Origin of the sequence: Albidovulum sp. (genome assembly GCF_041919395.1) — a bacterium.
Taxonomy (GTDB): domain Bacteria; phylum Pseudomonadota; class Alphaproteobacteria; order Rhodobacterales; family Rhodobacteraceae; genus Albidovulum.
In genome coordinates, this window is the sequence record NZ_JAYRTX010000043.1 from 1 (window position 1) to 26,753 (window position 26,753).

At 69.5% G+C, this 26,753-nt stretch carries 21 protein-coding genes and 1 pseudogene; 14 read left to right on the forward strand and 8 right to left on the reverse strand.

Going from position 1 to position 26,753, the window contains the following annotated elements; translation table 11 throughout:
- The 6 genes and pseudogenes from ACMUOO_RS09065 to ACMUOO_RS09090 form a co-directional block, all read right to left on the reverse strand.
- A pseudogene (locus tag ACMUOO_RS09065) lies at nt 1–1,142 on the reverse strand (hypothetical protein); the annotation flags it as partial.
- Nucleotides 1,143–1,351: 209 nt separating this feature from the next.
- On the reverse strand, nt 1,352–2,683 hold the full coding sequence (locus ACMUOO_RS09070) for an amidohydrolase (protein WP_301918357.1): 1,332 nt from the start codon (nt 2,681–2,683) through the stop codon (nt 1,352–1,354).
- Complete coding sequence (locus ACMUOO_RS09075; RefSeq protein WP_301918356.1) at nt 2,680–3,507, reverse strand: purine-nucleoside phosphorylase; 828 nt, start codon at nt 3,505–3,507, stop codon at nt 2,680–2,682. The genes ACMUOO_RS09070 and ACMUOO_RS09075 overlap by 4 nt, the downstream gene beginning before the upstream one ends.
- 73 nt (nt 3,508–3,580) lie before the next feature.
- Complete coding sequence (locus tag ACMUOO_RS09080) at nt 3,581–4,309, reverse strand: amino acid ABC transporter ATP-binding protein (protein WP_301918355.1); 729 nt, start codon at nt 4,307–4,309, stop codon at nt 3,581–3,583.
- Between the two features lie 3 nt (nt 4,310–4,312).
- A complete protein-coding gene (locus tag ACMUOO_RS09085) occupies nt 4,313–5,173 on the reverse strand; it encodes an amino acid ABC transporter permease (RefSeq protein ID WP_301918354.1) in 861 nt (286 codons plus the stop codon).
- A 9-nt stretch (nt 5,174–5,182) separates the two neighbouring features.
- On the reverse strand, nt 5,183–6,007 hold the full coding sequence (locus ACMUOO_RS09090) for an ABC transporter substrate-binding protein (RefSeq protein WP_301918353.1): 825 nt from the start codon (nt 6,005–6,007) through the stop codon (nt 5,183–5,185).
- A gap of 259 nt (nt 6,008–6,266) precedes the next feature.
- Here ACMUOO_RS09090 and ACMUOO_RS09095 point away from each other — a divergent pair, with 259 nt between their 5' ends.
- The 14 genes from ACMUOO_RS09095 (at nt 6,267) to ACMUOO_RS09160 (ending at nt 21,671) form a co-directional block, all read left to right on the forward strand.
- Nucleotides 6,267–7,322 (forward strand): efflux RND transporter periplasmic adaptor subunit, encoded by a 1,056-nt coding sequence (locus ACMUOO_RS09095; RefSeq protein ID WP_301918352.1) that lies wholly within the window; start codon nt 6,267–6,269, stop codon nt 7,320–7,322.
- Nucleotides 7,319–8,389: an efflux RND transporter periplasmic adaptor subunit gene (locus ACMUOO_RS09100; protein ID WP_301918351.1), complete on the forward strand. Its 1,071-nt coding sequence runs from the start codon at nt 7,319–7,321 to the stop codon at nt 8,387–8,389. The genes ACMUOO_RS09095 and ACMUOO_RS09100 overlap by 4 nt, the downstream gene beginning before the upstream one ends.
- Nucleotides 8,386–11,430 (forward strand): efflux RND transporter permease subunit, encoded by a 3,045-nt coding sequence (locus ACMUOO_RS09105; protein WP_301918350.1) that lies wholly within the window; start codon nt 8,386–8,388, stop codon nt 11,428–11,430. Before ACMUOO_RS09100 ends, ACMUOO_RS09105 begins: the two co-directional genes overlap by 4 nt.
- 212 nt (nt 11,431–11,642) lie before the next feature.
- A complete protein-coding gene (locus tag ACMUOO_RS09110; RefSeq protein WP_301918349.1) occupies nt 11,643–11,849 on the forward strand; it encodes a Flp family type IVb pilin in 207 nt (68 codons plus the stop codon).
- Nucleotides 11,850–11,960: 111 nt separating this feature from the next.
- Complete coding sequence (cpaB, locus tag ACMUOO_RS09115) at nt 11,961–12,767, forward strand: Flp pilus assembly protein CpaB (RefSeq protein ID WP_301918348.1); 807 nt, start codon at nt 11,961–11,963, stop codon at nt 12,765–12,767.
- A gap of 18 nt (nt 12,768–12,785) precedes the next feature.
- Nucleotides 12,786–14,249: a pilus assembly protein TadG-related protein gene (locus ACMUOO_RS09120; protein ID WP_301918347.1), complete on the forward strand. Its 1,464-nt coding sequence runs from the start codon at nt 12,786–12,788 to the stop codon at nt 14,247–14,249.
- Between the two features lie 5 nt (nt 14,250–14,254).
- Nucleotides 14,255–14,773 carry a TadE/TadG family type IV pilus assembly protein gene (locus ACMUOO_RS09125; RefSeq protein WP_301918346.1) on the forward strand — a complete coding sequence of 173 codons (519 nt, stop codon included), beginning with the start codon at nt 14,255–14,257 and terminating at the stop codon, nt 14,771–14,773.
- Nucleotides 14,770–15,408 (forward strand): TadE/TadG family type IV pilus assembly protein, encoded by a 639-nt coding sequence (locus ACMUOO_RS09130; RefSeq protein ID WP_301918345.1) that lies wholly within the window; start codon nt 14,770–14,772, stop codon nt 15,406–15,408. The genes ACMUOO_RS09125 and ACMUOO_RS09130 overlap by 4 nt, the downstream gene beginning before the upstream one ends.
- Before the next feature lie 33 nt (nt 15,409–15,441).
- On the forward strand, nt 15,442–16,617 hold the full coding sequence (locus tag ACMUOO_RS09135) for an AAA family ATPase (protein ID WP_301918344.1): 1,176 nt from the start codon (nt 15,442–15,444) through the stop codon (nt 16,615–16,617).
- Nucleotides 16,618–16,629: 12 nt separating this feature from the next.
- Entirely contained in the window at nt 16,630–18,021 is a 1,392-nt protein-coding gene (locus tag ACMUOO_RS09140) for a CpaF family protein (RefSeq protein ID WP_301918343.1), read from the forward strand.
- On the forward strand, nt 18,018–18,986 hold the full coding sequence (locus tag ACMUOO_RS09145; protein WP_301918342.1) for a type II secretion system F family protein: 969 nt from the start codon (nt 18,018–18,020) through the stop codon (nt 18,984–18,986). The genes ACMUOO_RS09140 and ACMUOO_RS09145 overlap by 4 nt, the downstream gene beginning before the upstream one ends.
- Before the next feature lie 10 nt (nt 18,987–18,996).
- Nucleotides 18,997–19,995, forward strand: a complete 999-nt coding sequence (locus ACMUOO_RS09150; RefSeq protein ID WP_301918341.1) for a type II secretion system F family protein — start codon at nt 18,997–18,999, stop codon at nt 19,993–19,995.
- A 335-nt stretch (nt 19,996–20,330) separates the two neighbouring features.
- Entirely contained in the window at nt 20,331–21,191 is an 861-nt protein-coding gene (locus ACMUOO_RS09155; protein WP_301918340.1) for a helix-turn-helix transcriptional regulator, read from the forward strand.
- A gap of 9 nt (nt 21,192–21,200) precedes the next feature.
- A complete protein-coding gene (locus ACMUOO_RS09160; protein ID WP_301918339.1) occupies nt 21,201–21,671 on the forward strand; it encodes a prepilin peptidase in 471 nt (156 codons plus the stop codon).
- A 6-nt stretch (nt 21,672–21,677) separates the two neighbouring features.
- Here ACMUOO_RS09160 and ACMUOO_RS09165 read toward each other — a convergent pair whose 3' ends face one another.
- Together ACMUOO_RS09165 and ACMUOO_RS09170 are read right to left on the reverse strand one after the other, a co-directional pair.
- Nucleotides 21,678–23,672, reverse strand: coding sequence for a DNA/RNA non-specific endonuclease (locus ACMUOO_RS09165; protein ID WP_301918338.1), 1,995 nt, complete (start codon nt 23,670–23,672; stop codon nt 21,678–21,680).
- Nucleotides 23,673–23,685: 13 nt separating this feature from the next.
- Nucleotides 23,686–26,753, reverse strand: a 3,068-nt coding sequence (locus ACMUOO_RS09170; RefSeq protein WP_413855051.1) for an ATP-binding protein, incomplete at its 5' end; no start/stop codon positions are given.

Below are 26,753 nucleotides of genomic sequence, written 5' to 3' on the forward strand. Positions count from 1 at the left end.
TCCGGCGGGCCGGGCGGCGCATCGGCAGCGGTGGCGATGGCCAGGCGGACCAGGGCGGAGTCGTCCGGCGGCGCGAACGGCAGGGCCATCGGGGGCGCATCCGTAGATCCTGCGTCCAGTCGCGGGTTGAGCGCGGCAATCGTGGACCGGCCGGCCGGGGCCGTCGGCCGTCCGGCCGGCCTTTCGAAGACCGGTGCCGCGTCCGGCGAACCCGTCGGATGGAGCACCGCCGCCGATGAGGAGGGAGCGGCGGAAAGCCGCGCAGGCGCGGGCAGTGAAGCCAGCCTCTCCGCCGCGGCCGGCGGCGAGGGCTGCGCCGGGCCGGACGCGATCGCCAGCCCGGACACGGTCGAGGGAATTGCCGGTGGTGCGTCGGGGGACGCCGCGCCCATCGGCAGCGGCGGTTCGGTCCTGCTCACCGGCGCCGACGCCGAAGCCACGGCGATGCCCCCGGCCGGCGCGGCTGGAACCGGAGGAAATGCGAGGGGCTGTGGATCGGCTGCGGCGGTCACCGGCGGCGGCACAGGCACCGGCATCACCGTGGCCCAAACAAGCGGCGCAAGCGCGGCAGCCGCGACGCCAAGCAACAGTCCGGCTGCGAACCCGCTGCCGACCATGAAGACACGGCGGAGGCGTGACGGCGTGAGCATCGGCGCGGGGTTGGGCAGCACCTGCCGCACAGGTACCGCCACCTGCTTCGCCGCGGTTGCAGCCCCCGGTCGCGGTGCTTGTGTGAATCTGGACGAGTCCGGTTTCAGAGCGACCACCTTTACGGCGGCGTTCGGCCTGAGCAGCAGGACCTCCGCAGTCTGCCTGTTGCCGCGTTCGCCCACGGCGTGTCGGCGCCTTTCGGGCCGCAACGGCGTGACAACGGATCGCCGGGCCTCCGTCGCGACCGTGGCGTCAAGCACCCGGGTCGGAGGTCCGCCGTCGTTCCCTGCCGCATCCTGCTTTTCCCAGGGCTTCCGGCGCGTGTCGAGGATGAAGCCGTCGTCACCGGCTTCCGCCAGCACCTTCTCGCGTTCGGCGCGCGCGCGTGCGAGCCGGGCATGGAATGACCCCTTCGCCAGAAGCTCTTCAAAGCTCGGCAATTCCCCGCCGCCAACAGGCGGCTTCGCGACGTCTGTCGCCACCCTATCCATTGGCCCCACCCTCTCGACGGCAGCAAAAGAGGGTCCGAACGACCCAGGCCAGCCAGAACACCCGGCTTGTGGAACACCGACACCCCTCGGCGCCCCACCCGTATGCAGACATATTAAGCTTCCGCGCCGCAACATTCAAACGCATGGTCGCAAATTGTTCGTGTCCGCATCGAGCAGACCACAATCGGCAGTAGCCCTGCGACCCTGGACTAGGCCCTTAGCGCACTTGCCGAAATGCTGGACGCGACGGCGCGCACGGCGGCGATGTCCGAGGTAACATCGGCGACAATCCGCCTGTCCGCAACGATCGGACGCCCCCGCGCCATGACATGGGCCACGTCCGACCGCCCTGCCGCATAGACGAGGCTCGAATAGGGATCGTAGGAGGGAATCAGGTGCGGCGACGAGAGATCGACCACGATCAGGTCGGCGTCCATCCCTGCGGTCAGTCGTCCCTTGCGGGCGCCGAGCCCTGCCGCGCGAGCGCCCTCGCGCGTGGCCATGGCAACGACATCGCGCGCAGGCAGGGCGTCGGGCGCGCCCGAGGCGAGGATCGCCATCTGCGCAGCAAGCCGCATCGTGCGGAACATGTCGAGGTCATTCCCGCTCGCCGCGCCATCGGTGCCGAGGGAGGTGACTGCCCCCGCGGACCTCAGGTCGCATAGCCGCGCGGCGCCGGAGGCGAGCTTGGCGTTCGACAATGGGCAATGCGCCATGGCGACGCCGCGCTCGGCCAGAAGCGCGATCTCCGCGTCGTCGAGGTGCACCGCATGGGCCAGGAGCGTCCCCGGCCGGATCATCCCGGCCCGGTCGAGCGCGCGGACGGGCGTCGTGCCGTGCCGCGCCGCGACGAGGGCCATTTCCGAGGGCGCCTCGGCTGCGTGGATGTGGACGGGCACGCCGAGCCGTTCGGAAAGCGCCGTCACCTCGGCGAGCTGTGCCGCGTCGAGCGTGTAGGCCGAATGCGGCATCAGCATCAGGTCCAGCCCCTCGGTTCCGCGATGGCGGGTGACGAAGGCCTCGGCAAAGCGCAGCCGCTCGGGCCAGGGCAGGTGGTCGATGCCGTCGAAGCCGATGAACACGGGGCCCGCGGTCAGGCCGATGCCGACGTGGCGGGCGGCATCCACGGTCGCGTCGGGATGGAAATACATGTCCACGACGTGCGTCACCCCACCCAGCGCCATCTCGGCGAGGCCCAGCGCCGCGCCCGCGCGCACCGTCTCGGGCGTGACATGGGCGGCCTCGGCGGCCCAGACTGCCTTGAGGAAGCCGTCGAGCGGCCGGTCGTCGGCGAGGCCGCGGAAAAGGACCATCGCGGCGTGGCAATGGGTGTTGACGAAGCCGGGCAGGACGATCCCGCCCCGGGCGTCGATGACCGCGCGCGCCGCGACGCCTGCCGCCTCCGCCATCGGGCCGATGGCTGCGATCCGGCCTTTGGAAATCGCCACCGCGCCGTCGCGGATGGCGGTGAAGGCGTCGTCCATCGTGAGCACATGGCCGTTGGTGACAAGCGTGTCGCAACGGGCGGGAAATGCGGTCATCCGCGGACCTCCGACAGGGCGGGGATCAGGTCGCGCATCAGCGCGAGGAGTTTCGGCTGCACGGTCTTCACCGCCTCCCAGACCTCGGCCTCGGTCGTGACATGCGGGCTCGCCACGCTGTCGACCGCGATGTTCGTCACGGCAGAGATCGCAAGCACGCGGAGTCCCAGATGCCGTGCCGCGATGACCTCCGGCACGGTCGACATCCCGACGAGGTCGCAACCGGCAAGCTTCAGAAGCCGGATCAGCGCAGGCGGCTCGAAGCTCGGGCCGACGACATGGGCGTAGGTGCCGCGCCTGAGCCCTCCAAGCGCTTCGGCCAGCGCCACGAGGTCGGGGTCGTAGGCCCGGTTCATCGAGACGAAACGGGGGCCCGTAGCCGGGTCGTTCGGGCCGCGCAAGGGATCGAGGCCGGAAGCGACGGCGAGCGAGAGGTGATCCTCGATCACCACGAGGTCGCCCACCCGGTCCTCCGGGTGCATCCCGCCGGCGGCATTGGTCAGGACAAGCGTCCGCGCGCCGAGCGCCGCCATGACGCGGATCGGAAACGCAACCTCCTGCGGCGAATAGCCTTCGTACATGTGGACGCGGCCCTGCATGACGGCGCAGGCGCGCCCGAAGGCTCGGCCGAGGATCAGCCGGCCCGCATGGCCCGGCGCGGTGGAGACGGGGAAGCCCGGGATATCGGCATAGGGAACCGCGATACCCTCCACCTCCTCGGCGAGCGGACCGAGGCCCGAGCCGAGGACGAGCGCGGTCTCCGGCGCAAGACCCGCCCTGTCGTGCAAATAGGAAACCGCCGCCGAGACCGAGCCGAGTGTCATCTGTGCCTCACCCTTTGCGGGAACCTTGGCACCCTGCCTGCGCAACAGCAAGGAGACCGGCCGCGGGCTTTCGTCACAGAACGCGGGCGAGGAAGGCGCGGGTCCGGTCCTCGCGCGGGGCGGAGAAGATTGCCGATGGCGGTCCCTCCTCAAGGATCCGGCCGTCGTCGAGGAAACAGACCTTGTCGGCGGCTTCGCGGGCGAAGGCCATCTCGTGCGTCGCAAGCACCATGGTCATGCCCTCTGCCTTCAGCGCCCTGAGCACGTCCAGCACTTCGCCCACGAGCGCGGGATCGAGCGCCGAGGTCACCTCGTCGAAGAGCATCACCTCCGGCCGCATGGCCAGCGCCCGGATGATCGCCACGCGTTGCTGCTGCCCCCCCGACAACTGGTCGGGATAGTGGCTCATCCGGTCGGCAAGGCCGAAGCGGGCAAAGAGCGCCTCGGCCTCCGGCAGAAGTTCCGAGCGGCTCTTCCTCCGGATGCGGCGCGGCGCGAGCAGGACGTTTTCCACCGCCGTCATGTGCGGAAAGAGGTTGAAGCTCTGGAACACCATGCCGATGCGCTGGCGGACCGGCTGGGGGTCGAGGTCGGGATCGGTGATGTCCCGCCCGTCGAGCAGGATCGCGCCATCGTCGACGGGCTCCAGCAGGTTCAGGCAGCGCAGGAGCGTGGATTTGCCCGACCCCGACGCGCCGATGAGGCAGACCATCTGGCCCGCTTCGATATCCAGGCTGAGGCCGCGCAGCACCTCGTGCGCGCCGAAGCTCTTCCAGACATCCCTGACGCTCAGCTTCGCCATGCGTCAGCTCCGCGCCGCGTTCTGACGCGCGATCAGCCGGTCCACCCAGCGCGTCGCGGGCACCGTTACGGCAAGGAAGATCAGCGCGGCGCCGAGGTAGGGGGTGAAGTTCGCCAGCAGCGACTTGTACACACCGGCCTGTCTGAGCAGTTCAACCGGCCCGATGAACGACAGAAGCGCCACGTCCTTCTGCAGCGCGATCAGCAGGTTCATGTTGGCCGGGATCACGCGGCGGATCGCCTGCGGCAGGATGACGAAGCGCATCACGTCCCAATGCGAAAGGCCGAGCGAGGTTGCCGCGGCGCGCTGGCTTTCGTGGATGGACTCGATCCCCGTCCGGTAGACCTCGGCCACATAGGCGGAATAGGTGAGGACGACGGCGACCGTGCCCCATATGTAGGGGCTGTTCCAGGGCCGCGGCAGGCCGAGCCCGGGGATGCCGAACCCGACGAGGTAGATGACGAGGATCACCGGCACGCCGCGGAAGACGTCGTTGTAGATCATCCCGAAGAGCCGGAGCGGGAAGAGGGCGGGCGAACGGGCATCGCGGGCCAGCGCGACGAGAAGGCCGAGGAAGGCGATCATCGGCGCGCACCAGGCGAAGATCATGATGTCCACCAGGAACGCCCTCACAAGCCCCGGGAAGGTCTTCCAGAAGACCTCGCCGTTGAAGAAGGCCTTCTGCACCCGCTCCCACCCCGGTGCCAGCGGCACCAGGAGGACGATGGCCGCGACCACCAGTGCGGTGCTCGCGGTGGCGATGAACACGCTCCGCCGCCGCATCCGCGCTTCGCGCAGCTCGCGCCGCGTCGGCCGCCGGACGGCCGCTGGCTGGCCGCCTGCGCCATGATCCCCATGCGTCATCGTATGGGCTTACTGGATGACAGGCGCCCCGGTCGCCTCTGCCAGCCATTCGGCCTCGATCGCGGCCAGCGCGCCGTCCGCCGTCATCTCGGCGAGCGCTGCGTTGGCGCAATCCCTCAGCGCGTTGCCCTCCTCGAAGACCAGGCCGAAACTGTCGGCGGGCGTATCGCCGGCAGGAAACTGGCCCAGCACCACGCCGTCATCGAGCACGACCGCGGCGGTATAGAGCGCCGAGGGCAGGTCCATCAGCGTGGCGTCGATCTGCCCGGCCTTCAGGGCCTCGGACACGTCGGCGGTATCCTCGTAGAGCATGGCCTCGCTCTCAGGCCCGACCAGCGTCGCGATGAGCGCGGGCGCGGTGGTGCCGGCCGCGAGGCCCCATTTCAGCGCCTTGAGCGACGCGAGTTCCGGCTTGGCGCCGGCATCCACCGTGGGCTTGCGCACCAGCACCGCCTGCGCCGCGTTGTAATAGGGTTCGGAGAAGTCGATCGTCTGGTCACGCTCGGGCGTGATCGAATATTGCTGAAGGTTGAAGTCGAATTCCTTCGGCCCCGGCTGGATCGCCTGATCGAAGGTCGTGGAGGTCCACTCCACCTTGTCGGCCGGGAAGCCCATGCGCTTGGCGACCTCGTAGGCGACCGCCGCCTCGAACCCCTTGCCCGAAGTCGGGTCGTTGTCGATTACCCAGGGGAAGTAGGCCGGATTGCCCGTCGCAATCGTCAGGACGCCGTCCTTCAGCGTCTTTCCTGCCGCGCAGTCGTTCTGCGCCATCGTCGCATCGGTGCCGAGCACCAGGGCCATCGCGGCCGAAAGCGTGAGTTTTGCGAATCTCATCTCGTCGTCTCCCTGTTGCCCGGTCTGCCGGGAAGGGCGTCACGCCCGCCGGCCCGAGATCCCCGGTTGCCGCCACCTCAGCTTCGCGGCCGGTCTCCTGTCAACAGGAGAATGGGCGGGCGCGCCGCGCGGCGATTGCCGCAGCGTCCGCCGGGGGGAAAAACGATGCGACACATCTCGACCCAGCCGCGTTAGGTGATACCGTCTCAACGTGCCCGATTCCCCCGGGTTACCGTCCGCGACGAGGAGAAGGTCGCCCTTGGTTCGCCTGACCCTGCCGCTTTCCGTGCTCCTCGCGCTGGCGCTGCCCGCAGCCGGCGAGCCGCCGCTCGTCGTCGAAATCGTCGCGGCCCATCCCGAGGGCCAGACCGTGAGCCGGTCGCTCACCGGCGAGATCCGCGCGCGGGATCCGCTGAGCGCGTCCTTTTCTGCCGGCGGGCGGCTCACGGACGTGATGGTGGAGGAGGGCGAGAAGGTGGCCAAGGGCGCCGTGCTGGCCCGGATGGACTCGGTGCAGCAGGAACAGGCGCTCCGCAGCGCGCGGGCGCGGATGCAGACCGCGACGGCCGACTACCGGCAGGCTGCCGAAGACCTCGACCGTCAGGACGCACTGCTGGAACGGGGCGCCACCACGCGCATCGCGCGCGACGGGGCCGAGGACGCGCTGCGCATCGCCGAAGGGGCGCTGGCGGAGGCGCAGGCGACCCACGACCGGGCCGAGAAGGCTCTGGCGGACACGGTCCTCGTCGCGCCAGAGGCAGCGACCGTCACCCGGCGGATGGCCGAACCCGGGCAGATCGTCGGCGCGGCCCAGCCGGTGGTGGAACTCGCTCTCGGCGCAGGGCTCGACGCCGTCTTCGCCGTGCCCGAGGTGATGCTGACTCTGACCGCAGCGCTGCCGCCGGTCACGCTCGCGCTCATCGAGCGACCGGATGTGCTCTTTTCCGGCAGTGTCGCGGAGATTTCCCCGGTCGTTGACGCCTCGACCGGCACCGTCACGGTGAAGGTCGCCGTCACCGACCCACCCGCGGGGCTCGCCTTCGGCGAGGCGGTGCGCGGTACCGTCGCGCTGCCGGAGCCGGCCCGCGTGATCCTGCCCTACACCGCCATATCGGCGACCGCGGAGGGGCCCGCCGTCTGGCAGGTCGATCCCGCGACGATGGCGGTCTCATCGCTGCCGATCAGGATCGAACGCTACGAGACGGGCCGGATCGTCGTCGCCTCGGGGATAGCCGACGGCACGCTCATCGTCGCAAGGGGGGCGCAGCTTCTCTATCCCGGCCGCGTCGTGCGCGCGGCGGAGGAGGTGAAATGACACGCCTCATCCTGATCGCGGCAATCTCTGCATTCGCCACCGTCGCGGTCGCCGCCGACACGCCCGCGCCCGGAACTTCGACGCCCCGACCCGTCGTGTCGGTCATCGTGAACCCCGAATCCGGGCTGCCGGTGACCTTCGTCGGCACGGTCACGGCAAAGATCGAAGCCGACCTCGGCTTTCCCCTTGCCGGCTCCATCGCCGAACGGCCGGTCTCGGCCGGGGACACGGTGGCGAGGGGAGAGGTGCTGGCCCGCCTCGACCCCGAGGACCTCGACGCGGCGCTGCGCGCGGCCGAGGCCGGCGTGACCGTGGCCGAGGCGCAGCTGCGCTCCGCCACCGATGCACGCGACCGGGCAGAGGTTCTCGCCCGCCGCGGCGTCGGAAGCGCGACCCGGCTCGACGATGCAGAGCGCGCCCGCGTCGCCGCCGCGGCGCGGCTGGAGCAGGCGCAGGCGGACGTGGCGCGCGCGCGGGACATGCTGGGCCTCGCCACGTTGACGGCGCCGCAGGACGGTGTCGTCACCTCCGTCTCGGCGGAACCGGGCGCGACGGTCGCGGCAGGCCAGCCGGTCCTCCGGCTTGCGGCGACCGACGAGCGCGAGGTCGCCATCGACCTGACGGAACAGGATGTGGCCGCCCATCCCCTTGGCACCCGCTTCGTCGTGCGACTCGTCGCCAACCCCGAGGTCGCGGCCGATGCCACGCTGAACCGGATCGACCCGGTTGCCTTCGCGGCCACGCGGACGCGCACGGCGCACTTGACGCTTCAGAACGCCGCCATGGAGTTTCGCCTCGGCGCGCTCGTCCGGGTGACGCGCGCTGCCGAGGCGGACGCCGGCGTTGCGCTGCTCGCCGCGGCGATCCTCGATGCTGATGCCACCCCTGCGGTCTGGGTCGTCGCGGGCGCAGACCGCCGCGTCGAGCGGCGCCCGGTCACGCTCGGCCCCGCGGTCGGCGACTTCGTCGTCGTCGCCTCGGGCCTGAACGCCGGGGACGAGGTCGTGACCAAGGGCATCCACTCGCTTGAGGACGGGCAGCCGGTCGGCCCGCGCGTGACGGAATGAGCGGCTTCAACCTCTCGGACTGGGCGATCAAGCACCGGTCCTTCGTCTGGTTCCTGATGATCGTCTCGCTTGTCGCGGGCGTCCTTTCCTATGTCTCGATCGGGCGCGAGGAAGATCCGAACTTCGCGATCAAGACGATGATCATCTCGGCCGCCCTTCCCGGCGCCACCACCGCCGAGACGCTGGCCCAGGTCACCGACCGGATCGAGAAGAAGCTCGAGGATTTGGACGAGCTGGACCATACCCGCTCGGTGACGGCCCCGGGCCAGACCATCGTCTATGTGGAGCTTCTGCCGACCACGAAGCCGGATAGGCTGCCGCTGATCTGGCAGCGGGTGCGCAACATGATGGCCGACATCCGGCCGGAGTTCCCGGCCGAGTTCGCGGGCTTCCAGTTCAACGACAACTTCGGCGACGTCTTCGGCAACATCTACGCCTTCACCGCCGATGGCTTCACCCCGCGCGAGGTGCGCGACTACGTCGAGAACGTCCGCCGTGCGGTGCAGGCCCTTCCGGACGCAGGCAAGGTTGAGATCTTCGGCACCCAGGAGGAGGTGATCTATCTCGAGTTCTCGACCGAGAAGCTTGCGGCACTCGGGCTCAACCAGCAGGCCGTGATGGCCACGCTCGCGGCACAGAACGCCATCCTGCCCTCCGGCGTGATCGACGCCGGACCCGAGCAGGTGCTCGTCCGCATCGGCGGGCAGTTCTCCGGGACCGAAAGCCTCGAGGCGATCAACCTGCGCGTTGGCGACCGGTTCTTCCGCCTCTCGGACGTGGCCGACATTCGCCGCACCTATCAGGACCCGCCCTCCAGCCTCTTCCGTTTCCGCGGCGCCGCTGCCGTGGGCCTTTCGGTCGGGATGAAGGCAGGGTCCAACATCATCCACTTCGGCACCGCGCTCGACGCGGTCATCGCGCAGGCGCAGGCAGATTTGCCCGTCGGGATCGAGATCCATCAGGTTGCCAACCAGCCCCATGTCGTCGACGAGGCGGTGGGCCACTTCCTCCAGGCGCTGCTCGAGGCAGTGCTGATCGTGCTTGCGGTCAGCTTCATCTCGCTCGGGGTTCGCGCGGGGCTTGTCGTCACGCTGACGATCCCGCTCGTGCTCGCCATCACCTTCGTCGTCATGGATTATGCGGGGTTCACGCTCCAGCGCATCTCGCTCGGCGCGCTGATCATCGCGCTCGGACTCCTCGTCGACGACGCGATGATCGCCATCGAGACGATGGTTGCCCGGCTGGAAAAGGGCGCGACGCTGACTGCCGCCGCGTCCCATGCCTGGACCTCCATCGCCTTTCCGATGCTCACCGGCACGCTCGTGACCATTGCCGGTTTCATTCCCGTCGGGCTCAACGATTCGGCGGCGGGCGAGTTCGTCTTTTCGCTCTTCGTGGTGATCGCCGTCTCGCTCATCGTCTCGTGGATCGTCGCGGTGCTGTTCGCGCCGCTGCTGGGGGTCACGTTCCTGCCCGCGAAGCTGGCCCACCACGACCATGGGCCGGGGCGGGTGCGGCGCGCGTTTCACCGCATGCTTCGGCTAGCGATGCGCTTCCGCTGGGCGACGATCGCACTGACCCTCGCGGCCTTCGCGGTGTCGATCTGGAGCATGCGCTTCGTAGAGAACCAGTTCTTTCCCAACTCCGACCGGCCCGAGTTGGTCATCGATTTCGCCCTGCCGCAGAACACCGCGATCTCCGAAACCTCGGACCAGATGGCGCGGATGGAGAGCTACCTGGCAGGCAACGACAAGGCGCTCTTCTGGGCCGCCTACGTCGGCCGCGGCGCGCCACGGTTCCTTCTGGCCTACGACGTGCCGACGCCCGGCCCCAACATGGGACAGATCGTGATCCAGACGCCCTCGGTGGAGGCCCGCAACGCGCTCCGGGCCGAACTGCGAGAGATCGCGGCGCGCGACTTCCCCGGCATCGACATCTACATCAAGCTTCTCGACATCGGTCCGCCGGTCGGACGGCCGGTGCAGTACCGGCTGAGCGGTCCCGACATCGACGTGCTGCGCGACAGGGCGCGAGATCTTGCCGCCGCGATGGCCACCGACCAAAGGCTCGCAAACATCGTGATGGACTGGAACGAGCCGGCGCGGGTCGTCCGGGTCAATGTCCTCCAGGACAAGGCCCGGCAACTCGGCATCAGCCCGAGCGACATCGCCGCCGCCCTCAGCACGATCTACGATGGCAGGACGGTCACGCAACTGCGCGATGCGGCCTATCTCGTCGATATCGTCACGCGCGGCGACGAACGATCGCGCACCTCGGTCGAGGAACTCGCCGGGCTCCAGCTTTCGGGCAGCGGCAGCGTGACGATCCCGCTGCGGAGCGTCGCCACCTTCGACTACGGCACCGAACAGCCGGTGATCCACCAGCGCGACCGGATGCCGACGATCACGGTGAAGGCGGCGATCACCACGAAGGATCAGCCCGACACGATCGTGAAGGCGCTTCAGCCCCGCATCGACGCTTTCGCGGCAAGCCTCCCCGCGGGCCTCCACGTCGAGGTCGGCGGCACCGTCGCCGAAAGCGCCAAGAGCCAGGCGCCCATCGTCGCGGTCGTGCCCCTGATGATCCTCATCATGCTGACCCTGATCATGGTGCAGGTGCAGGGCTTCCGGCTCGCCTTCGTCGTGCTCTGCGCCGCGCCGCTGGGCCTCATCGGGGTTGTCGCGGCGCTCGTCCCTTCCGGCGCCCCTCTCGGCTTCGTGGCGATCCTCGGCGTGCTTGCGCTCATCGGAATCCTCATCCGCAACTCGATCATCCTCGTGGACGAGATCGAGGTCCTGCGGGCAAAGGGCCGCAGCGCCTGGGATGCCGTCTTCGAGGCCTCCGACGCCCGCGCCCGGCCGATCCTCCTGACCGCGGCGGCGGCGAGCCTCGCGCTCATCCCGATCTCGCGGCAGATCTTCTGGGGGCCGATGGCCTATGCGATGATGGGCGGGATCATCGCCGGCACGGTAATCACGCTGGTCTTCGTGCCGGCGCTCTACCTCGCGGTCTTCCGCGTGAAGCGCGACCCGCAGGACTGACGCCCGCCGGCCAGACCGCCGCAGTTCCGCCGCAATTGCCGCCCCGGCCGGTGAAAATACAACCTCTCCGCGAAACTCTCATCGTTTCAGACGATGCGCCGCCACATTTGCGCCCCAATGCTGAGGGGGAGCCGCAAGCCTGCCTTCCGGTTCGTCTCTCTCTGACCCCCGGGGCCTGCCCGGAAAACCTGACCGCATTTGAGGAGAACGAAATGCGCGCAACCCTGATGAAGAAACTCCGCTCGTTCCGCCACGACGAAGAAGGCGTGACGCTGGTCGAATACGGCATCGCGCTGGTGCTCGCCGTCGTCGTCGGCACCTCGACGCTGAGCCTGCTCGCGCAGGACGTCGAAGGCCAGATGGACGCCGCCTGCAACGTCATGAACACCACCGGGACCGTCGGCACCGGCGGCTGCTGACGCACAAGACAGCGAAACATTCCTGTTCCGCGGCGGGGAGGGGCTGCCCCGTCGCGGAACAGGCACCAACCGGCCGCCCGTCGGCGGCCGTCTCAGCCGGAGGAAACGCTCGTGGGCATACGTTCCGTTCTCGTCGCCATGCTCGGCATCGCCGTCGCCGGGGGCTCGGCCTACGGTGCGCGCGAATACCTCGACCAGAGCCGCGCGGTGGCCGCCACCGACCCCGCCGCCGCCCTTGTGACCGTCGTCGTGGCCGGGCGCGACATTCCCTTCGGCCAGCCGATCCAGCCGCAGATGCTGCAGGTCCTGTCCTGGCCGCGCGCCGCCCTTCCGCCGGGGGCGATCACGGACCTCAACGCGCTCGTCGCCCAGCCCGGCATGCAGCCGCGCCGCGCCACGCACGAGATCGCGCAGGGCGAACTCATCCTGGCGTCCAAGGTCTCGAACTTCGGCGAGAAGGTCACGATCGTGCAGAGCCTCGGCGAGAACAGCCGCGCCATGGCCATCCGGGTCGATGCCGAAACCGCCGTCGGCGGCTTCGTGACTCCGGGGGACAGCGTCGACATCGTGCTGACCCAGGGCCGCGACCAGACCCTTCGCGCCGTCACCATCCTTCAGAACATCCGCGTGCTCGGCGTCGACCAGCAGGCCGACCAGCAGACCGATCTTCCGCAGGTCGCGCGCACGGTCACCGTCGAGGTCACGCCCGAGCAGAGCCAGACGCTGGCGCTTGCCCAGAAGGCGGGAACGCTGAGCCTGTCGCTCCGTTCGCTCGACAATGCCGAGGACAAGCCGCTCGAGTCCATCCGTCTCTCCGACATCCTGCGCGAACAGTCGCCGGTGGAGGAACCGACCGTGGCCAAGCCGACGGTGCGGGTCCGCCGCGCCAACGCGGTCGAGGTCGTGGAAGTCGAGTGAGGGGCGGAGCTTCGGACCATGATGATCGGCAGAACCCTCCGCACCTTCGGCCGGGACGAGGCCGGCACGATCCTGGTCTTCTGGGCGATGGCGCTGGTCATGCTCCTCGGCATGGTGGCGCTGTCGTTCGACATCGGCCGTCTCGCCGCCACCCAGTCCGAGCTTCAGTCCTACGCCGACCATGTCGCACTCGCTGCAGCGGGTGAGCTTGACGGGCGGAGCGACGCGATCACCCGCGCCACCGCCGCGGCGGCGAACTTCGTCACCGACAGCCAGACCTTCGGCAGCGGGTCGCGGGCGCTCGGCGGCGGGGCCGACTACGCGATCGGCTTTTACGACTCGCTTCCCGCAAGCGACACGGGCAGCCTCGCCCCCGGCCAGACGACAGTTCCCGAGGATGCGATCTATGCCAGCGTGATCGTCAACCAGCAGACCGTCAACTTCTCGTTCGGCTCGGTCCTGTCGGTTCTGACCGGCGGGGCGATGGCCACGCCGGCGACCAGCGCCTCTGCCGTGGCGGGCTTCACCCAGTATGCCTGCGACATCACCCCGATGATGTTCTGCATCCCCGGCCCGAGCTTCGACGCCTCGAACCCGGCCACCGTGGGCGACATGATCCGGCTGCGCTCGGGCGGCCAGGGCGCGGCCTGGGGGCCGGGCAACTTCGGCTTCCTCGAACCCTCGACGCTCGCCCTCGACTCGACCGGCAACTGTGCCGGCGTGGGCGGCACGGGGCCGACGCTGCGCTGCGTCCTCGGGGCCGTCGGCAGCATCACCCAATGCTTCGCCCAGCGTGGCGTGAACACGGAACCGGGCCAGAAGGTCGGCATCACCAATGACGCGCTCAACACCCGCTTCGACATGTGGTCGGGCGCGATGAAGAACGAGAAGAACAACCCGATCTACGCGCCGGCGGCGAACGTCATCAAGGGCTTGGAGCCGAAAAGCGGCGGCGCCTGCAACTGGAACAACCCGCAGGCCACGCCCGACACGAAGGCCGTCCCGCGTGACGACTGCTTCCCCGGCTGCGCGCCCTATGGCGACGGCAACTGGTCGGCCGGTCGCATGGCTTACGTCACGGCAAACTATGGCGGCACCGACCCGCATCCCGGCGCCGGGACGCGCTATGAATACTACCTGGCCGAGATCGCCGCCGCCGGTGGCACCACGTCCAGCACTCCGATCCTGAACGGACTGTCCGAGACCGGCCGGCCGATGTGCTCGCCTCACCAGGACCCCGACCCCGAGCGGCGCGTCATCATCGCGGCCGGGATCGACTGCACGGCGAACCCGATCGCCGGCCGCGCGACCGCCGTGCCCGTGCACCAGTTCGTCAAGATGTTCATCACCGAGCCGGTGGTGGACAACGGCTCGACCAACGGGCTCGACATCTACGCCGAGATCATCGGCTCGGCCGGCGGCAACACGGGCAGCGGCGGCTCGGCCGGCATCATCCACGATGTCGTGCAGCTTTACAGGTGATGCCCGTGACCCGCAGCCCGAAGCATCCGCTCAACTCCAGGCTCCGCGCCTTCGCCAGGACCGACGACGGCGCCGCGCTCGTCGAGTTCGCCCTGGTGCTGCCGATGATGCTCCTGGTCTTCGCCGTGATCGTCGAGGGCAGCCGCATGATGATCGCCTACCAGAGCGCGATCGGCGGGGTCCGCGACGCAACCCGCTACCTCTCCCGGGTCGTGCCGGGGAACATCTGCACGGCTGGCGGAAGCGTGACCGGCTTCGCGCCGAAGCTCGCCTCCATCGTCGGACAGAGCACGACGGGAAGCGCGGTCTTCGCCCCGTCCGTCACCGTCACCTCTGTCACGCCCTCGCTCGCCTGTGTCGGCGTCGCCGGGGCCTACCGCGTGAGCCCCGCCCCGGTCGCCACGGTGAGCGCGGTGGTGGAGATCGCCTTCCCCTTCCGCGGCCTCTTCACGCTCTTCGGGGCAGGCCCCTCGGCCACGCTCACGACCACGGTCACCGACCGCGCGAAGGTATTCGGGACATGAGGGGCCTCATTCATATCCTGCGGCGCTTCTGGGCCGACGAGTCGGGTACGACCCTGGTGGAGCTTGCCTTCGTGATCCCGCTCTTCCTGCTCCTGTTCTTCGGGCTGATCGACTTCGGCCGGATGGGGGCGGAGTTCGTCATGGCCGACAAGGCGATGCAGATCGCGAGCCGGATCGCCGTTGTACGCCCGGCCGCCTGCCCGGGCGTACCGGCCAGCACCGCGCGGGGCGCGACACCGGTTGGCACGATCCCGCCGCGGTTCGGCACGCCCTGCTCGGCCGGAGCGACGGTCTGCGTGGCGACGGCGACAATCGCCTGCCCGGGAGCGGCAGGCAATGCCACCGCGAACGAGATCTGGACCGCGATCGCGCCCCTGATGCCGACTGGATCGAGCGTGGCCAACCTCACCTTCCGCTACGAATTCGACCCCGATCTGAACTTCCTCGGCGGGCCCTACGTGCCGGTCGTCACGGTCGAGCTCACCAACCTGAACTTCGCCTTCGTGACCCCGCTCGGCAACCTCGCCGCCCTCGCGCAAGGCGCGGTGCCGGGCGGTCCCGGCTGGGGCGTGCCCTTCCCGGCGATGAGCATGTCGTTGCCGGCAGAGGACCTGAACCTTGGCGAGAACGGATGATTGTCGCGGGTGGACCGCCGAAAGGATGACGAGATGACCGACGCTGCGAAATCCCTGCTCGTGATCGCGCCGGAGCCCCGCGTATCGGAAGCCATCGCGGCGTCCTTCGCCGGCGATGCCGGCATTCGGGTGGACCGGCGCACCGCGACCCTGGCCGGGCTGAACGGCCATGCTGTCGAGGCCATGGCGACCTACGACGTGATCCTTTTCCAGACCGACCCGAACGATGAGGCCGATCTCGCCGCGGTCCGCGACCTCGTGGCACATCGGCGCGGGCAGACGAAGCTTGTCGCTCTCGCCGATGGCGCCATCTCGCTGGCGCAGGCCCGAGCGCTTACGGACGCCGGGGTGGACGAGGTCCTGCCCTTGCCGACGGACGGCCGGACGGCGGGGAAAGGGCGCGCCCATGCCGGCGCTCCGGGGCGCGCGGGGCGGATCATCGCGGTCGCCCAGGCACGCGGGGGGATCGGATCGACCACGGTGGCGGTCAACCTCGCCGACCAGTTGGCAACGGGCGCGGGGCTGAAGCGCTCGGACCCGCGACCGAAGGTTGCGCTCGTCGATCTCGACCTTCAGTTCGGCACCGTCGGCTCGTTCCTCGACCTTGCCGAGCAGGACACGCTCCTGAAGCTCGCCATGGACGGCACGATCCCCGATGCCACCTTCCTCGACCAGTCGATGGCCAGCCTGCCGAACGGCCTCGCGGTCCTCGCCGCACCCGCGAGATTCGCGCCGCTCGACGCTCTGCGGCCCGAGCAGGTCGCCGCGATGCTCGACTGCCTGCGCCAGAGTTGCGACTTCGTCGTGGTGGACCTGCCCCGCGCGCTGGTCGGCTGGATCGAGCCGGTGATCGAGCGGGCCGACGAAATGCTGATCGTCACCGACATTTCGGTGCCGTCAATCCGGCATTGCCGCCGGCTGATCGACTTCCTGACGCAGGACAATCCGGCCCTGCCCGTCGAGATCGTCGTGAACCACCAGCGCAAGCCGCTCTTCCGCTCGAAGCTCCAGCGCGAAGCGGCCAAGGCACTCGACCGGCGGCTCGATCACTGGCTGCCGCACGACCCGCGCGCCGCATCCGTGGCGGCCGACCGGGGCCAGCCCCTCTCGCAGTCGGCGCCCCGATCCGCGCTCGGCAAGGCCATGCGGGCACTCGCGCGCGCGACCCGCGCGACCCTTCCGGCCGCCGCCCAGAAATACGCCAAGTAGGAGAACCGGATCGTGTTCAGGCAATTCACCCGTTCCGAAAAGCCCGCTGGCTCCAATGTCGTCGATCTGGGCGCCAAGACCGCCCGGCTGACCGCCTCGCCAGCGGCCGCCGACCCCCTCGACCAGGAACTGGTCATGCGGCTCGAACTGAAGAGCCACCTCCACGACATCCTCCTCGACCGGCTCAACCTCGCCGTGATCGACAAGGTCCAGCCCGACGAGCTCCGGCGCGAGGTCGCGGCACTCGTCGCGCAGGTCCTGTCGGACGAAAATCGTCCGATGCGGACGGAGGAGTTCAAGAAGCTCGTGGACGAACTCCTGGACGAGGTCCTGGGCTTCGGGCCGCTCGAACCGCTGCTTGCCGATCCCACCGTGAACGACATCCTCGTGAACTCGCACCGCAGCGTCTATGTCGAACGTTTCGGCGTCCTCGAAAAGACCAGGGTGCGTTTCCGCGACGAGCGCCATCTTCTTCGCATTATCGACAAGATCGTCAGCCGTGTCGGCCGGCGGGTGGACGAGTCGAGCCCCTGGGTCGATGCGCGACTCGAGGACGGCAGCCGCGTGAACGCGATCATCCGCCCCTGCGCGATCGACGGCCCGTCGGTGTCGATCCGCAAGTTCGCGCGCAACCCCCTGACCTTCGAACGTCTGGTCGAGATCGGCACGCTGAACGATCAGGCGGCGGCGCTTCTCAAGGCGCTGGTGCAGGCCCGGATGAACGTGCTCATCTCGGGCGGCACCGGGTCGGGCAAGACGACGATGCTCAACGCCATGTCGTCCTACATCGGGGCGCGCGAGCGGATCGTGACGATCGAGGACGCGGCCGAGCTGCAGCTTCAGCAGGACCACGTGGTGCGGCTGGAGACGCGCCCCGCGGGCCCCTCCGGCACCGGCACTGTTACCCAGCGCGACCTCGTACGCAACGCGCTCAGGATGCGGCCGGACCGGATCATCGTCGGCGAGGTGCGCGGGGCGGAGACCTTCGACATGCTGCAGGCGATGAACACCGGGCACGAGGGATCGATGACGACGGTCCATGCCAATACGGCACGCGACGCTCTCGGCCGCATCGAACAGATGGTGACGATGATCGGGCTCGACTTCCCGGTTTCGGCCATCCGCTCACAGATCGCCTCTGGCCTCAACGTCGTGATCCAGCTCAACCGTCTCAGTGACGGTTCGCGCCGCGTGATGAGCATTGCCGAGATCACCGGAATGGAGGGTAGCACGATCACGATGCAGGATATCTTCGTCTTCCGGAAGACCGGCATCGGCGAGGACGGCAGCGTGCGGGGGCACTTCACCGCAACCGGCATCCGGCCGCAGTGCTACGACCGTCTGGTGCAGGCGGGCGTCGAACTGAGGCCCGACCTCTTCTCGGCGGAAGGAGCGCGCGCATGATCCCGCTGCCGGAGTTCGAGATTGGCGCCCTGGCCTATGTCGGTGTCTTCATCGGCGTGCTGCTGGCCTTCGAAGGGCTGCGGCAGACCCTGTCGCGCCGCGAAAGCCGGGCCGAGGCACGCAACCGCCGGATGCGGCTCGTCGCCGCCGGTGCGACCACGGAAGAGAGGCTGAGCCTCCTGAAGCCACGGCACGACGCCTGGCGGCTTTCGCAACTGCCCGTTGTCGGGACGCTGCCCTCCGAACTTGCGCGGGCGGGCATGACGATCCGGCCCGAGCTTTTCGTCACCCTGTCGGCAAGCGCCGCCGTCATCCTCGGCCTCGCGGCGTCGATCGTCATGGACCCGCTGGCCGCGGGCCTCGCCGCGGTGGCGATCGCGGTCGCGACACCGCTCCTCTGGGTGCGCGCGCGCCGCAAGAAGCGGATGAACGCGCTCGTCGCGCAATTGCCCGACGCCCTCGACCTGATGGCGCGGGGGCTGACGGTGGGCCATCCGCTGAATGCCACCATCGCCTCCGTCGCCCAGGACATGAAGGATCCGGTGGCGACGGAGTTCGGCATCATCGTCGACCAGATCGCCTACGGCGAGGATCTGCCCGAAGCGGTGATGGACTTCGCCGATCGCACCGACCTCGAGGATACCCGCTACCTCGCCGTGTCGATCGCAATCCAGCACGGAACCGGGGGCGACCTCGCGCGGGTGCTGATGACGCTCTCGAAGGTGATCCGCGACCGGCTGACGATGCGCCAGCGGATCAAGGCGATCTCCGCGGAGGGGCGGCTGACCTCGGTCTTCCTGTCGAGCCTGCCCATCGTCATCCTGACGTCCACGATGGTGTCCTCGCCCGACTACTACGCGGGCGTCAGCGACGACCCGCTCTTCAAGCCCTTCGCCATCGTCGTCGGCACGCTCGTGGTCGCGAACTTCCTCGCGATGCGGAAGCTCGTGAATTTCCGGTTCTGAGGAGAAGCCCATGTTTGACGCCCTGTTCGGCCAGATCGAGACCGCCGGCGTCCCGCCGGCGACGCTGTTCATCCTCGGCGTCGGCCTCGGCGCCATGCTGCTCGTCTTCGGGCTCTTCGGCGCCTTTTCCGGCAAGGACCCGGTCCTTCGGAGGATGGAGGCACAGGGACGGCGACGGCCGGCGGTGGCCGACGCGGGCATCCTCAGGGATCGGGCCGAGGATCCGAAGGGTCTGATGAAGACGCTGATTCCGACCGACACCAAGGAAAGGTCCGACGTCGAGCGCCAGCTTTCGCTCGCCGGGTTCCCCGGCCCCCACGCGGTACGCAACTTCTACCTCATCCGCCTCGGTCTCGGGCTGGTGCTGCCAGGCCTTCTCGTCGGCGCGATCTGGGCAATCCGGACCGGGGCGGTCGCAGCCCCCGACCCCTTGGTGGCGCTGTTCGGCGGATTGGATTCGGCGCGGCTCGCCCAGATATTGAGCGCGATCGTGGCGCTAGGGTTCTTCGGCCCGGCCCTCTGGCTCCGGTCCCGTGCCGCAGAAAGGCGCCGGGCGATCGAGGAGGCGTTCCCGAACGCCCTCGACCTTTTGCAGATATCCGTCGAGGCGGGGCTCGGATTCGATGCCGCCATGATCCGCGTCGGCAACGAGATGAAGGTCAGCGCCCCCGCCGTCGCGGAGGAGTTCCTTGCCGTGCAGCACGAAATCCAGGCCGGCCGTACGCGCGAACGCGCGCTGGTCGACATGGCCGGGCGGATGGGCGTGGACGAGGTGACGGCCTTCGCCAATGTCGTTCTGCAATCCATGCGCTTCGGGACCAGCATGTCGGACACGCTCATCGCCTATGCTGCCGAGATGCGCCGCGCCCGGGAGCTCAGGGCCCAGGAAAAGGCCAACCGGCTTCCCGTGTACATGTCCGGCGTCATGGCGACGATGATGCTGCCCGCTCTGGTCCTTCTGACGGTCGGACCTGTCGTGATCCGCTACCTTCGCAACATCGCGGGGTAATCAGGGCAGGTCGGATCGCCGCGGCGCCATGGAATCGGCATTGTGCCAGCCCGCCGTTGAAGGCGATCCATGCGTCGGTGCCTCAACAATTTACGGCATATCATCAGACTATGGTCGGAAGCCCTGTGGATAAATCCACCGATAGTTGAATTTCCCTTCTTCCGCGCTGTACCCGCTCCCAATCGTTTGACAGACCGGCCCACGATCGCGACCCTCTTTATCGCGGGCATGGCGAGGGGTGCCGCCCGCAGGTTTGGTACCAGGCCCGCGACATGGGTGACCGCGGCAACTTGCAGGCGGTGATCGCGGGCTCAAGTGGGTGACTTGGGGAAAAAATGGGTCGTCTTTACATCGAAGGCATGACGGCGCCGGCCGTTCAGGCGCGGTCTGTCGACGCGAGCGTCGTTGAAGCCATCGCCGACTGGTGCGATGCGCTGCACGGGGATCTGCCGCTGGAGGATGCCTTCGCGGCCCTGGCGGCGGGTCTCGGGGCCGAAGCGGGCATGCTGGTCCGGACGCATTTCAGCGACTTCCGGCCCATGCGGATCGCCCTCTGGGACCGGAACGGTGCGCGCAGCCCTTCGCCTCTCGCCGCCTCCTTCGCCGACGGCCGTTTCGGACCCCACATCGCCCGGCCGCGTGCGGCCTCGGTCTGGCTCCATTCCTACGCCGACGGTGCCGACGACGCCGATCCGGCGCTCGAGGCCTGGCAAGCGCGCCGTGGGCTGGGCGAGCTTGCGGTGCTGGTCCTTTCCGGCGGTCCCGGCGTGCGCGATCACATCGAGCTGCATTTCCGCGCCGCGCTCGACCCGGCCACGCAGGCTGCGCTCGGCGCGGTGCTGCCCACGATGGCACGAACCTGGGCGAACCGGCAGGTCGGGCTCGTCACCCGCATGGTCGTGAACCACCGTGCCACTGCCGAGCCGGCCCCGGCCCGCCCGGCGGCCGCAATGATCCTCAGCCCGTCGAACCCGGCGAGGCTCAGCCGGGCGGAGTTCCGGGTTTGCCTTCTGCTCAGCCGCGGTCTCTCGGTGAACGGCGTATCCGACGAACTGGCGGTGTCGGACGCCACGGTCCGGTCGCATCTGCGCAGCATCTTTTCCAAGACCGGGACTTCCGGCCTGGCCGAGCTCGTCTTCGCCCTTCTGCGGTCGAAGCCCGACGCCTCGGCGCAGTCCGGCCTGCGCTGCGCCTGAGGTGCCGGCGTGGACCTGCTGCCCCTTGTCCTCGTCGCGCCCCTCTTTCTCTGGGGCGCCTGGAGCGATCTGCGGCAGATGCGGATTCCGAACGCCGTCAGCCTTCTCGCGGTCGGTGTCTTTCTGGCAACGGCCTTCGTGGCACCGCCCGACGACCTCGGGTCCAGGGTGGCCGTGGCGGCGGCGGTCCTGGCGGCGGGCTTCATCACCTACCTCTTCGGCCTCTTCGGCGGCGGCGACGTGAAGATGCTTTCGGCGCTCGTCCTTTTCGTGCCCGTGCCGACGCTCGCGCTCTTTGCCTACGTGTTCTCGGCGGCGATGCTGGCGGGGATCGCGATGGTGCTCCTTCTCCGCCGCGTGCCAGCCGCGCAGCGGCTCGGGTGGAAGTCGATCTCGGGCAGCGCCGGCTTCCCGATGGGACTGTCGATCGCAATGGCCGGTCTTGCGCACCCTGTCGCCGCAATACTCCTCGGGGTGTGACGGCGCTCAGAGCACGACCGCGTCGAACCGGTCCACAAGCACCACCGGCTTCGCACCCAGCCCCCGCGCCTCGCGTTCCCCGGCCCGATCCAGCGGATCGGCGGCCGCGAGCGGGCCGAAGCCGTAGCCTGTCATCGCGGCGAGGTCGCGCACCCGGACCTGAAAGGTCCGGTAGGCGCCGAAGACGAAGCCCTCGGCCGCCTCCACCACCCGCTGCCCTGAGAGGAGCCGCTGGATGAGCTGACCCTGGCTGAGGACATAGGCCGTGGCATGAAGCCTCCGGCTGCCCGCGTCGTCCGCAGCCAGCATCGAGACGACCTTCCAGAAGCTCAGTGGAAGCGGCGCCCCGCTGCTTCCGAACTCGGGATCGTCTTCGGCATAGACGGGGCCCGAGAAGACATTCGCGCGAAAGCCGTGGGTGACCGCGCTGGTCAGGATGTAATCCTCCAGTCCCAGCCACATCTCGTCGTTGCGATTCAGCCCGGCGTGCTGGGGACTCGCATTGGTGTAATGGAAGCTGTCGAGGTCGGCCCTCCGCGCCTCGGTGTCGCTGTCGCCCCAGTTGGTCTCGGCCCGGCGCACCATATGGCCCCGGTCGATGGCTGCGTCGGCATAGTCCGCGCGGTCCAGCTGGACCTCGCGCGGGATGCGCAGGTCGTGGAACCATGTGCTGTTCGTGCGCTTCAACGGCCGGTAGCGGGACGCGTCGAGATTGTGGGCGGCGACCACGGGGCCCTTCATCCGGGCGCTGAAGAGCACGCCGAAGTGCTCATAGCGCAGCTCGTGCGGGCGCGCGTCGGTCGCGTCCGAGGGCCGCGCAAGGTCGAGCGCGGCGGGGACGACGGGCAGCGGAACGGTTGCGTCGCCGAGGAAATCCGGGTCATAGCCGTCGCGCCCGGCAAAGAAGTCGGCCGCATGGCTGCGGTCCCGCGCTTCCTCTCCCCCGCCAACCACCGGCAGCGCCGCGCCGGGCACCGCACCGCCAAGCCCAGCCAGAACGGTCTTCAGCGTGCTGATGCGGACCGCGCTGTTGCCGACACCGTACTTGCCCGCGAAATGCAGGCCCACGACCCTGCCCGACTCTAGGCTGATCAACGGCGAGCCGGAATTGCCGCCCAGGGTCGTGCAGTCATGCCCGAGGACCCCCGCGCCATCACCCGGTGCAAGCTTCAGATAGCCGGGCGAGAATCGCTTCACGTCGTAGAGGCCCCTGAAATAGCGCTCCATGTCGTCCGGGTCGTTGCGATAGGGGTCGGAGGCTGGGTAGCCCACGACTCCCACGATCTCGCCGTCGGCGCCGTCGGCATCGGCGAGGTCCAGAAGGCCGATCCCCGCCCCGCCGGCGGGACGCGGGATGCGCCCGATGGCGATGTCGGCCGAGATGTCGTCGGCGAGGTAGCTGAAGCGGTCGACCGCGAACACCCGCGCAGGGTCCGGCTCCACCTCCGCCTCTTCGCCGAAGTCGATGGCGGCGCCGTAGCGCTGGTTGTTGTACGGATTGAACATGAAGACCCCGTCGCCGCGGAAGGTCCGCCGCGCGACGATCTGGGCGACGTGGCGGTTCGTGGCGACCAGCAGGTGTCCCGGCCCGTCCTCGCCCACCACCCAGCCGGTGCCGCCCCAGGCCATGTCGTGATTGACGAATTCGATCCGACCGACCGACGGCAGGAACTTCTCGACTGCCGCGATCTTCGCGTCCGTGCCCGCCGGAAACTCGTCTCCGAGCGTGGTCTTGCCCTCCACGATGCCGTTGCGCACGACCAGGGGCGGGCGTCCCGACACGCGGACGATGGCCTCGAGCACGGGCAGCGGCATCGCCCCGCTAGCCTCCAGCGCGGGAAGGGGCGTGGCGAGAACGTCGCGGATCGCCTCGGGGCTGAAGCCGAACTCGGCGAGGACGGGGTTGCGCCGGGCAAGCGCCCCGCGGGCCTTGTCGAACCCGCCATCCGCCACCAGTCGTTCGAGCCGCCGCATCGTCTCTTCGCTTGTTCTTCGTGCCATCCCGATCCCTCCTTCAGTTGGCCGCGCCGCCATCCGGCCCGCGGCCCTTCGCTTGCAGGAACACGCCATGCGCCGTCAGGACCGCGAGCGGGACCGCAACCACGCCTGGCGCGCCGACTCCCAGGAGCGCCGTCAGCGCCTCGCCCGGGCGGCCGATCCGGGCATCGCCCCGCGCCCGCGCAGCGGCCACCCATCGCGCGAAGCGCCCCGCGGCCCGGTCCGAAGCGCCCTGCCAGAATGCAAGCTGCCGGCGAGCCGCGGCGACCGGATCGGGCGCGATGACAAGGCGATCGAGCCGCGCGGCGGACATCCGGTCCTCGCTCGGCTGCCCGGTCCAGCCCTCCGGGCAGCCGGCGCCGTAGGACCACATACCGGCGACCGTCCGCCGCCAGCGTTCGGCGGACGTGGCGATGAGCCGGAGATCGGCGAGCGAGCGGCCGATGACATGCGCAGATGACCAGTCCGCACAGAGCCCCATCGCCGTCAACGCGGCGACCACATCGGGCGGTCCGGCCCTGAGGCGGTCGGGCAGCGTCTCTGTCCCGCGCAGGTCGGGCGTGAAGAGCGCGGCCGCCTCGGGCAGCCTGGGGCGCAGGCCTTCGAGAAAGGCGGCGATCCTGCCCTCCGGCGCGCCGGAGACCATCGCGTGAAGGGGGGCGCCGTAGGGGTTCAGCGCCTGCAGCATCCCGGCCTGCACGGCCGGTCTTCGCTCATCCGGACCGCCTCCCTCGAGCGGCTCGTGGAAGAGGCCGAAATCCTGCCGGAGCGATCGCGCCGCTCCGAGGGCGTAATCGGCGTCGCCCGCGCCGTCTGTGGCGCCGTAGGCCGAAGCAAGGAGGCTGCGCGCAAGTTCGAGCCGCCGCGGAAGTACGGCGTCGGTCTGGCTGGCGGCGAGAAAGGCGAAGTCGAGCGCGCCGCCGACCATCCCGGTGCGCTGCGAGGCGTCATGGGACCGCCGTGCGAGATCGAAGATCCTGACGTCGGCGAGCATGGTCAAGAGCTTGCCGAAAGCCGCCTCGGCCTGCATCTCCAGCAGCACTCGCCCGCGCAGATGCGGGCTTTCTTCCAGCGCCCGTTCGATGGCGGAGCGCGGCAGCCCGCGGAATAGATCGAAGGCGGCGGCCCAGCGTCCGGCCAGCCAGAGATAGCAGAGCGCCACGAGGGCACCGGGGCTGGCGGCTTCGAGGGCGCCGCCGAACCCGGCGCTGAAGACATGGCCTGCCTCGCGCAGATCGCCTTTTTCCAGCATCAGTTCGAGGTCGCGCACGGCGCGCTCGTCCGGTTGGGCGCGCTTGGCCCGTCCCTCGGTATCGGCGAGGGGGGCGCCCGCCCCGTCCCCGACGACCTGCACATCGGTCGTTTCACCGGGAGGTGCGGGCAAGGGCAGTTCGCCGAGGCCCACGTCCTTCGGGACATCCTCGGGCGCGCCCGCCCGGGCGAAGCCCGACCGCCGCCCCTGGGCCTGCAAAACCGCATCCCGCGCCGGGGCCGGAAGCTCGTCGAGGATCGGGCCCGTGATCTCGCGGGCCAGTTCTGCCGGCACCCCCGGCATCGGGTGACCGAAGCGCGTGGCCTGAAGGCGGTGGTAGAGCGCAGATGCCGGATCGCGCATCCCGTACCACTCGGCGGCGCGAAGGTTGATCGCCTCGGCGGCCCTGCGCGTCTCGGTGGTGCCGTCATAGAGCAGCGGCAGGAATGCCCGGCGCACGTCCTGCCGGTGGCGGACCTTCCCGGCGCCGTCGGACTCGACCAGCCAGTGATGCGTGGCAAGCTCCGTCAGCGCCGACCGCGCCTCCTCTGCCGTCAGAGTGAGGCCGAGTGCCGGGGCAACCGCGCCGGTCAGCGCCTCCGCGTCGATCGCCCGCAGGATCAGCCCCTCGTTGGCGATGCGACGCAGGCGCTCCGGCACGCGGCTCAGGATCGCTCGGTAGAGATAGCCGCCGATGGTTTCCTCGCTCGCCCCCGCCGGGATATCGCCCGCGTCGTAGGCCGTGTCCTCGAACGCCTTGGCGGCGAGGGTAAGAAGAAGCGGATTGCCGCGCGCGAGGGGCAGAATCCGTGGCCAGAGCCGTTCCGGCACCCCCCGCGCAGACAGAAGGAGACGCGCCGCGCTGTCTTCGATGCCCTCAAGGCGGATGCGGTCCTCGACCCGCTCGGGAACCGGGTCCAGCGCATCGCCCCGCCCAGCCGAGATGATCGCAAGCGGCGCGACGCCGTATTCGGCCAGCGAGTCCATCCGGTCGAACAGCGTCATCACCTGGGTTTCGCCGCGGCTGCGCAGGACCTCGAGCGTGTCGAGCACGACGAGGACGTGGCGCCCGGTCCCCTTTACCGCGCCCGCCATCGCGTCGAGGAGATCGCGCGGCACACTGTAGCGGGCGGTGGTGCCGGTTTCCGCCGCGCGCCGCTCCGCGCTTTTCAGCCGCAGGGCGCGAAGCTGCGCCGACGCGTCGGGCACCGCGTCACCCAGCTGACGCGAAATCTCCTCGAAGAACCCGTGCGCCTCGAGCACGTTGAGGCCTGCGCGATCGAAATCGAGCGTGACAAGGATCGGGTCGAGGCTCAGTCGGGTCATCTGGACGACCCGTTCGAGAAGGAAGGACTTGCCGATCCCCGGCAGGCCGGAGACATGGATGGTGCGCATCGGCGGGCCGGACTGCGGGGCGGCGATCCACTCCGCCAGCCGCGCAAGCTCTGCCTCGCGACCGAAAAAGCCGCCGGCAAGGTGCGCGTCCGTCCGCGCCTGCGCGCGGCGGGTGTTCAACGCGCCCCGAAGCCGGTCGAGCCGGTCGAACCCCGGCGCCGAAGGCCCTGCGCGGTCGAGCGCGACCGCGGCCGCCTCGAGTTCCTCGGGCGCGGTCTCGCCGGCGAGCATCCGGTCGAGCTCTTCGAGCGCAAAGGCTCCGCGCCCGGCGAGGGCGTTGGCGACGGGGGTTTCGGCCTCGCCGACGGAAACATCGCCCGCGAGAATCTTCCGTCGCGCCGCCGGGCGCATCAACCAGCGTTCAGTCTTCCCGGCCTCCACCGTGCAATCCTGCCGGAGCGCCGAGAGCACCCGCGCGGCCACGACCGGCTCCTGCC

What these genes read in the sequence shown, in the direction of transcription:
- ACMUOO_RS09070 (WP_301918357.1), bottom strand. Translation starts at nt 2,683, where the DNA reads ATGACCGCATTTCCCGCCCGTTGCGACACGCTTGTCACCAACGGCCAT.
- ACMUOO_RS09110 (WP_301918349.1), top strand. Translation starts at nt 11,643, where the DNA reads ATGCGCGCAACCCTGATGAAGAAACTCCGCTCGTTCCGCCACGACGAA.
- ACMUOO_RS09075 (WP_301918356.1), bottom strand. Translation starts at nt 3,507, where the DNA reads ATGACACTCGGCTCGGTCTCGGCGGCGGTTTCCTATTTGCACGACAGG.
- ACMUOO_RS09080 (WP_301918355.1), bottom strand. Translation starts at nt 4,309, where the DNA reads ATGGCGAAGCTGAGCGTCAGGGATGTCTGGAAGAGCTTCGGCGCGCAC.
- ACMUOO_RS09090 (WP_301918353.1), bottom strand. Translation starts at nt 6,007, where the DNA reads ATGAGATTCGCAAAACTCACGCTTTCGGCCGCGATGGCCCTGGTGCTC.
- ACMUOO_RS09120 (WP_301918347.1), top strand. Translation starts at nt 12,786, where the DNA reads ATGATGATCGGCAGAACCCTCCGCACCTTCGGCCGGGACGAGGCCGGC.
- ACMUOO_RS09105 (WP_301918350.1), top strand. Translation starts at nt 8,386, where the DNA reads ATGAGCGGCTTCAACCTCTCGGACTGGGCGATCAAGCACCGGTCCTTC.
- ACMUOO_RS09155 (WP_301918340.1), top strand. Translation starts at nt 20,331, where the DNA reads ATGGGTCGTCTTTACATCGAAGGCATGACGGCGCCGGCCGTTCAGGCG.
- ACMUOO_RS09085 (WP_301918354.1), bottom strand. Translation starts at nt 5,173, where the DNA reads ATGACGCATGGGGATCATGGCGCAGGCGGCCAGCCAGCGGCCGTCCGG.
- ACMUOO_RS09135 (WP_301918344.1), top strand. Translation starts at nt 15,442, where the DNA reads ATGACCGACGCTGCGAAATCCCTGCTCGTGATCGCGCCGGAGCCCCGC.
- ACMUOO_RS09145 (WP_301918342.1), top strand. Translation starts at nt 18,018, where the DNA reads ATGATCCCGCTGCCGGAGTTCGAGATTGGCGCCCTGGCCTATGTCGGT.
- ACMUOO_RS09130 (WP_301918345.1), top strand. Translation starts at nt 14,770, where the DNA reads ATGAGGGGCCTCATTCATATCCTGCGGCGCTTCTGGGCCGACGAGTCG.
- ACMUOO_RS09150 (WP_301918341.1), top strand. Translation starts at nt 18,997, where the DNA reads ATGTTTGACGCCCTGTTCGGCCAGATCGAGACCGCCGGCGTCCCGCCG.
- ACMUOO_RS09165 (WP_301918338.1), bottom strand. Translation starts at nt 23,672, where the DNA reads ATGGCACGAAGAACAAGCGAAGAGACGATGCGGCGGCTCGAACGACTG.
- ACMUOO_RS09100 (WP_301918351.1), top strand. Translation starts at nt 7,319, where the DNA reads ATGACACGCCTCATCCTGATCGCGGCAATCTCTGCATTCGCCACCGTC.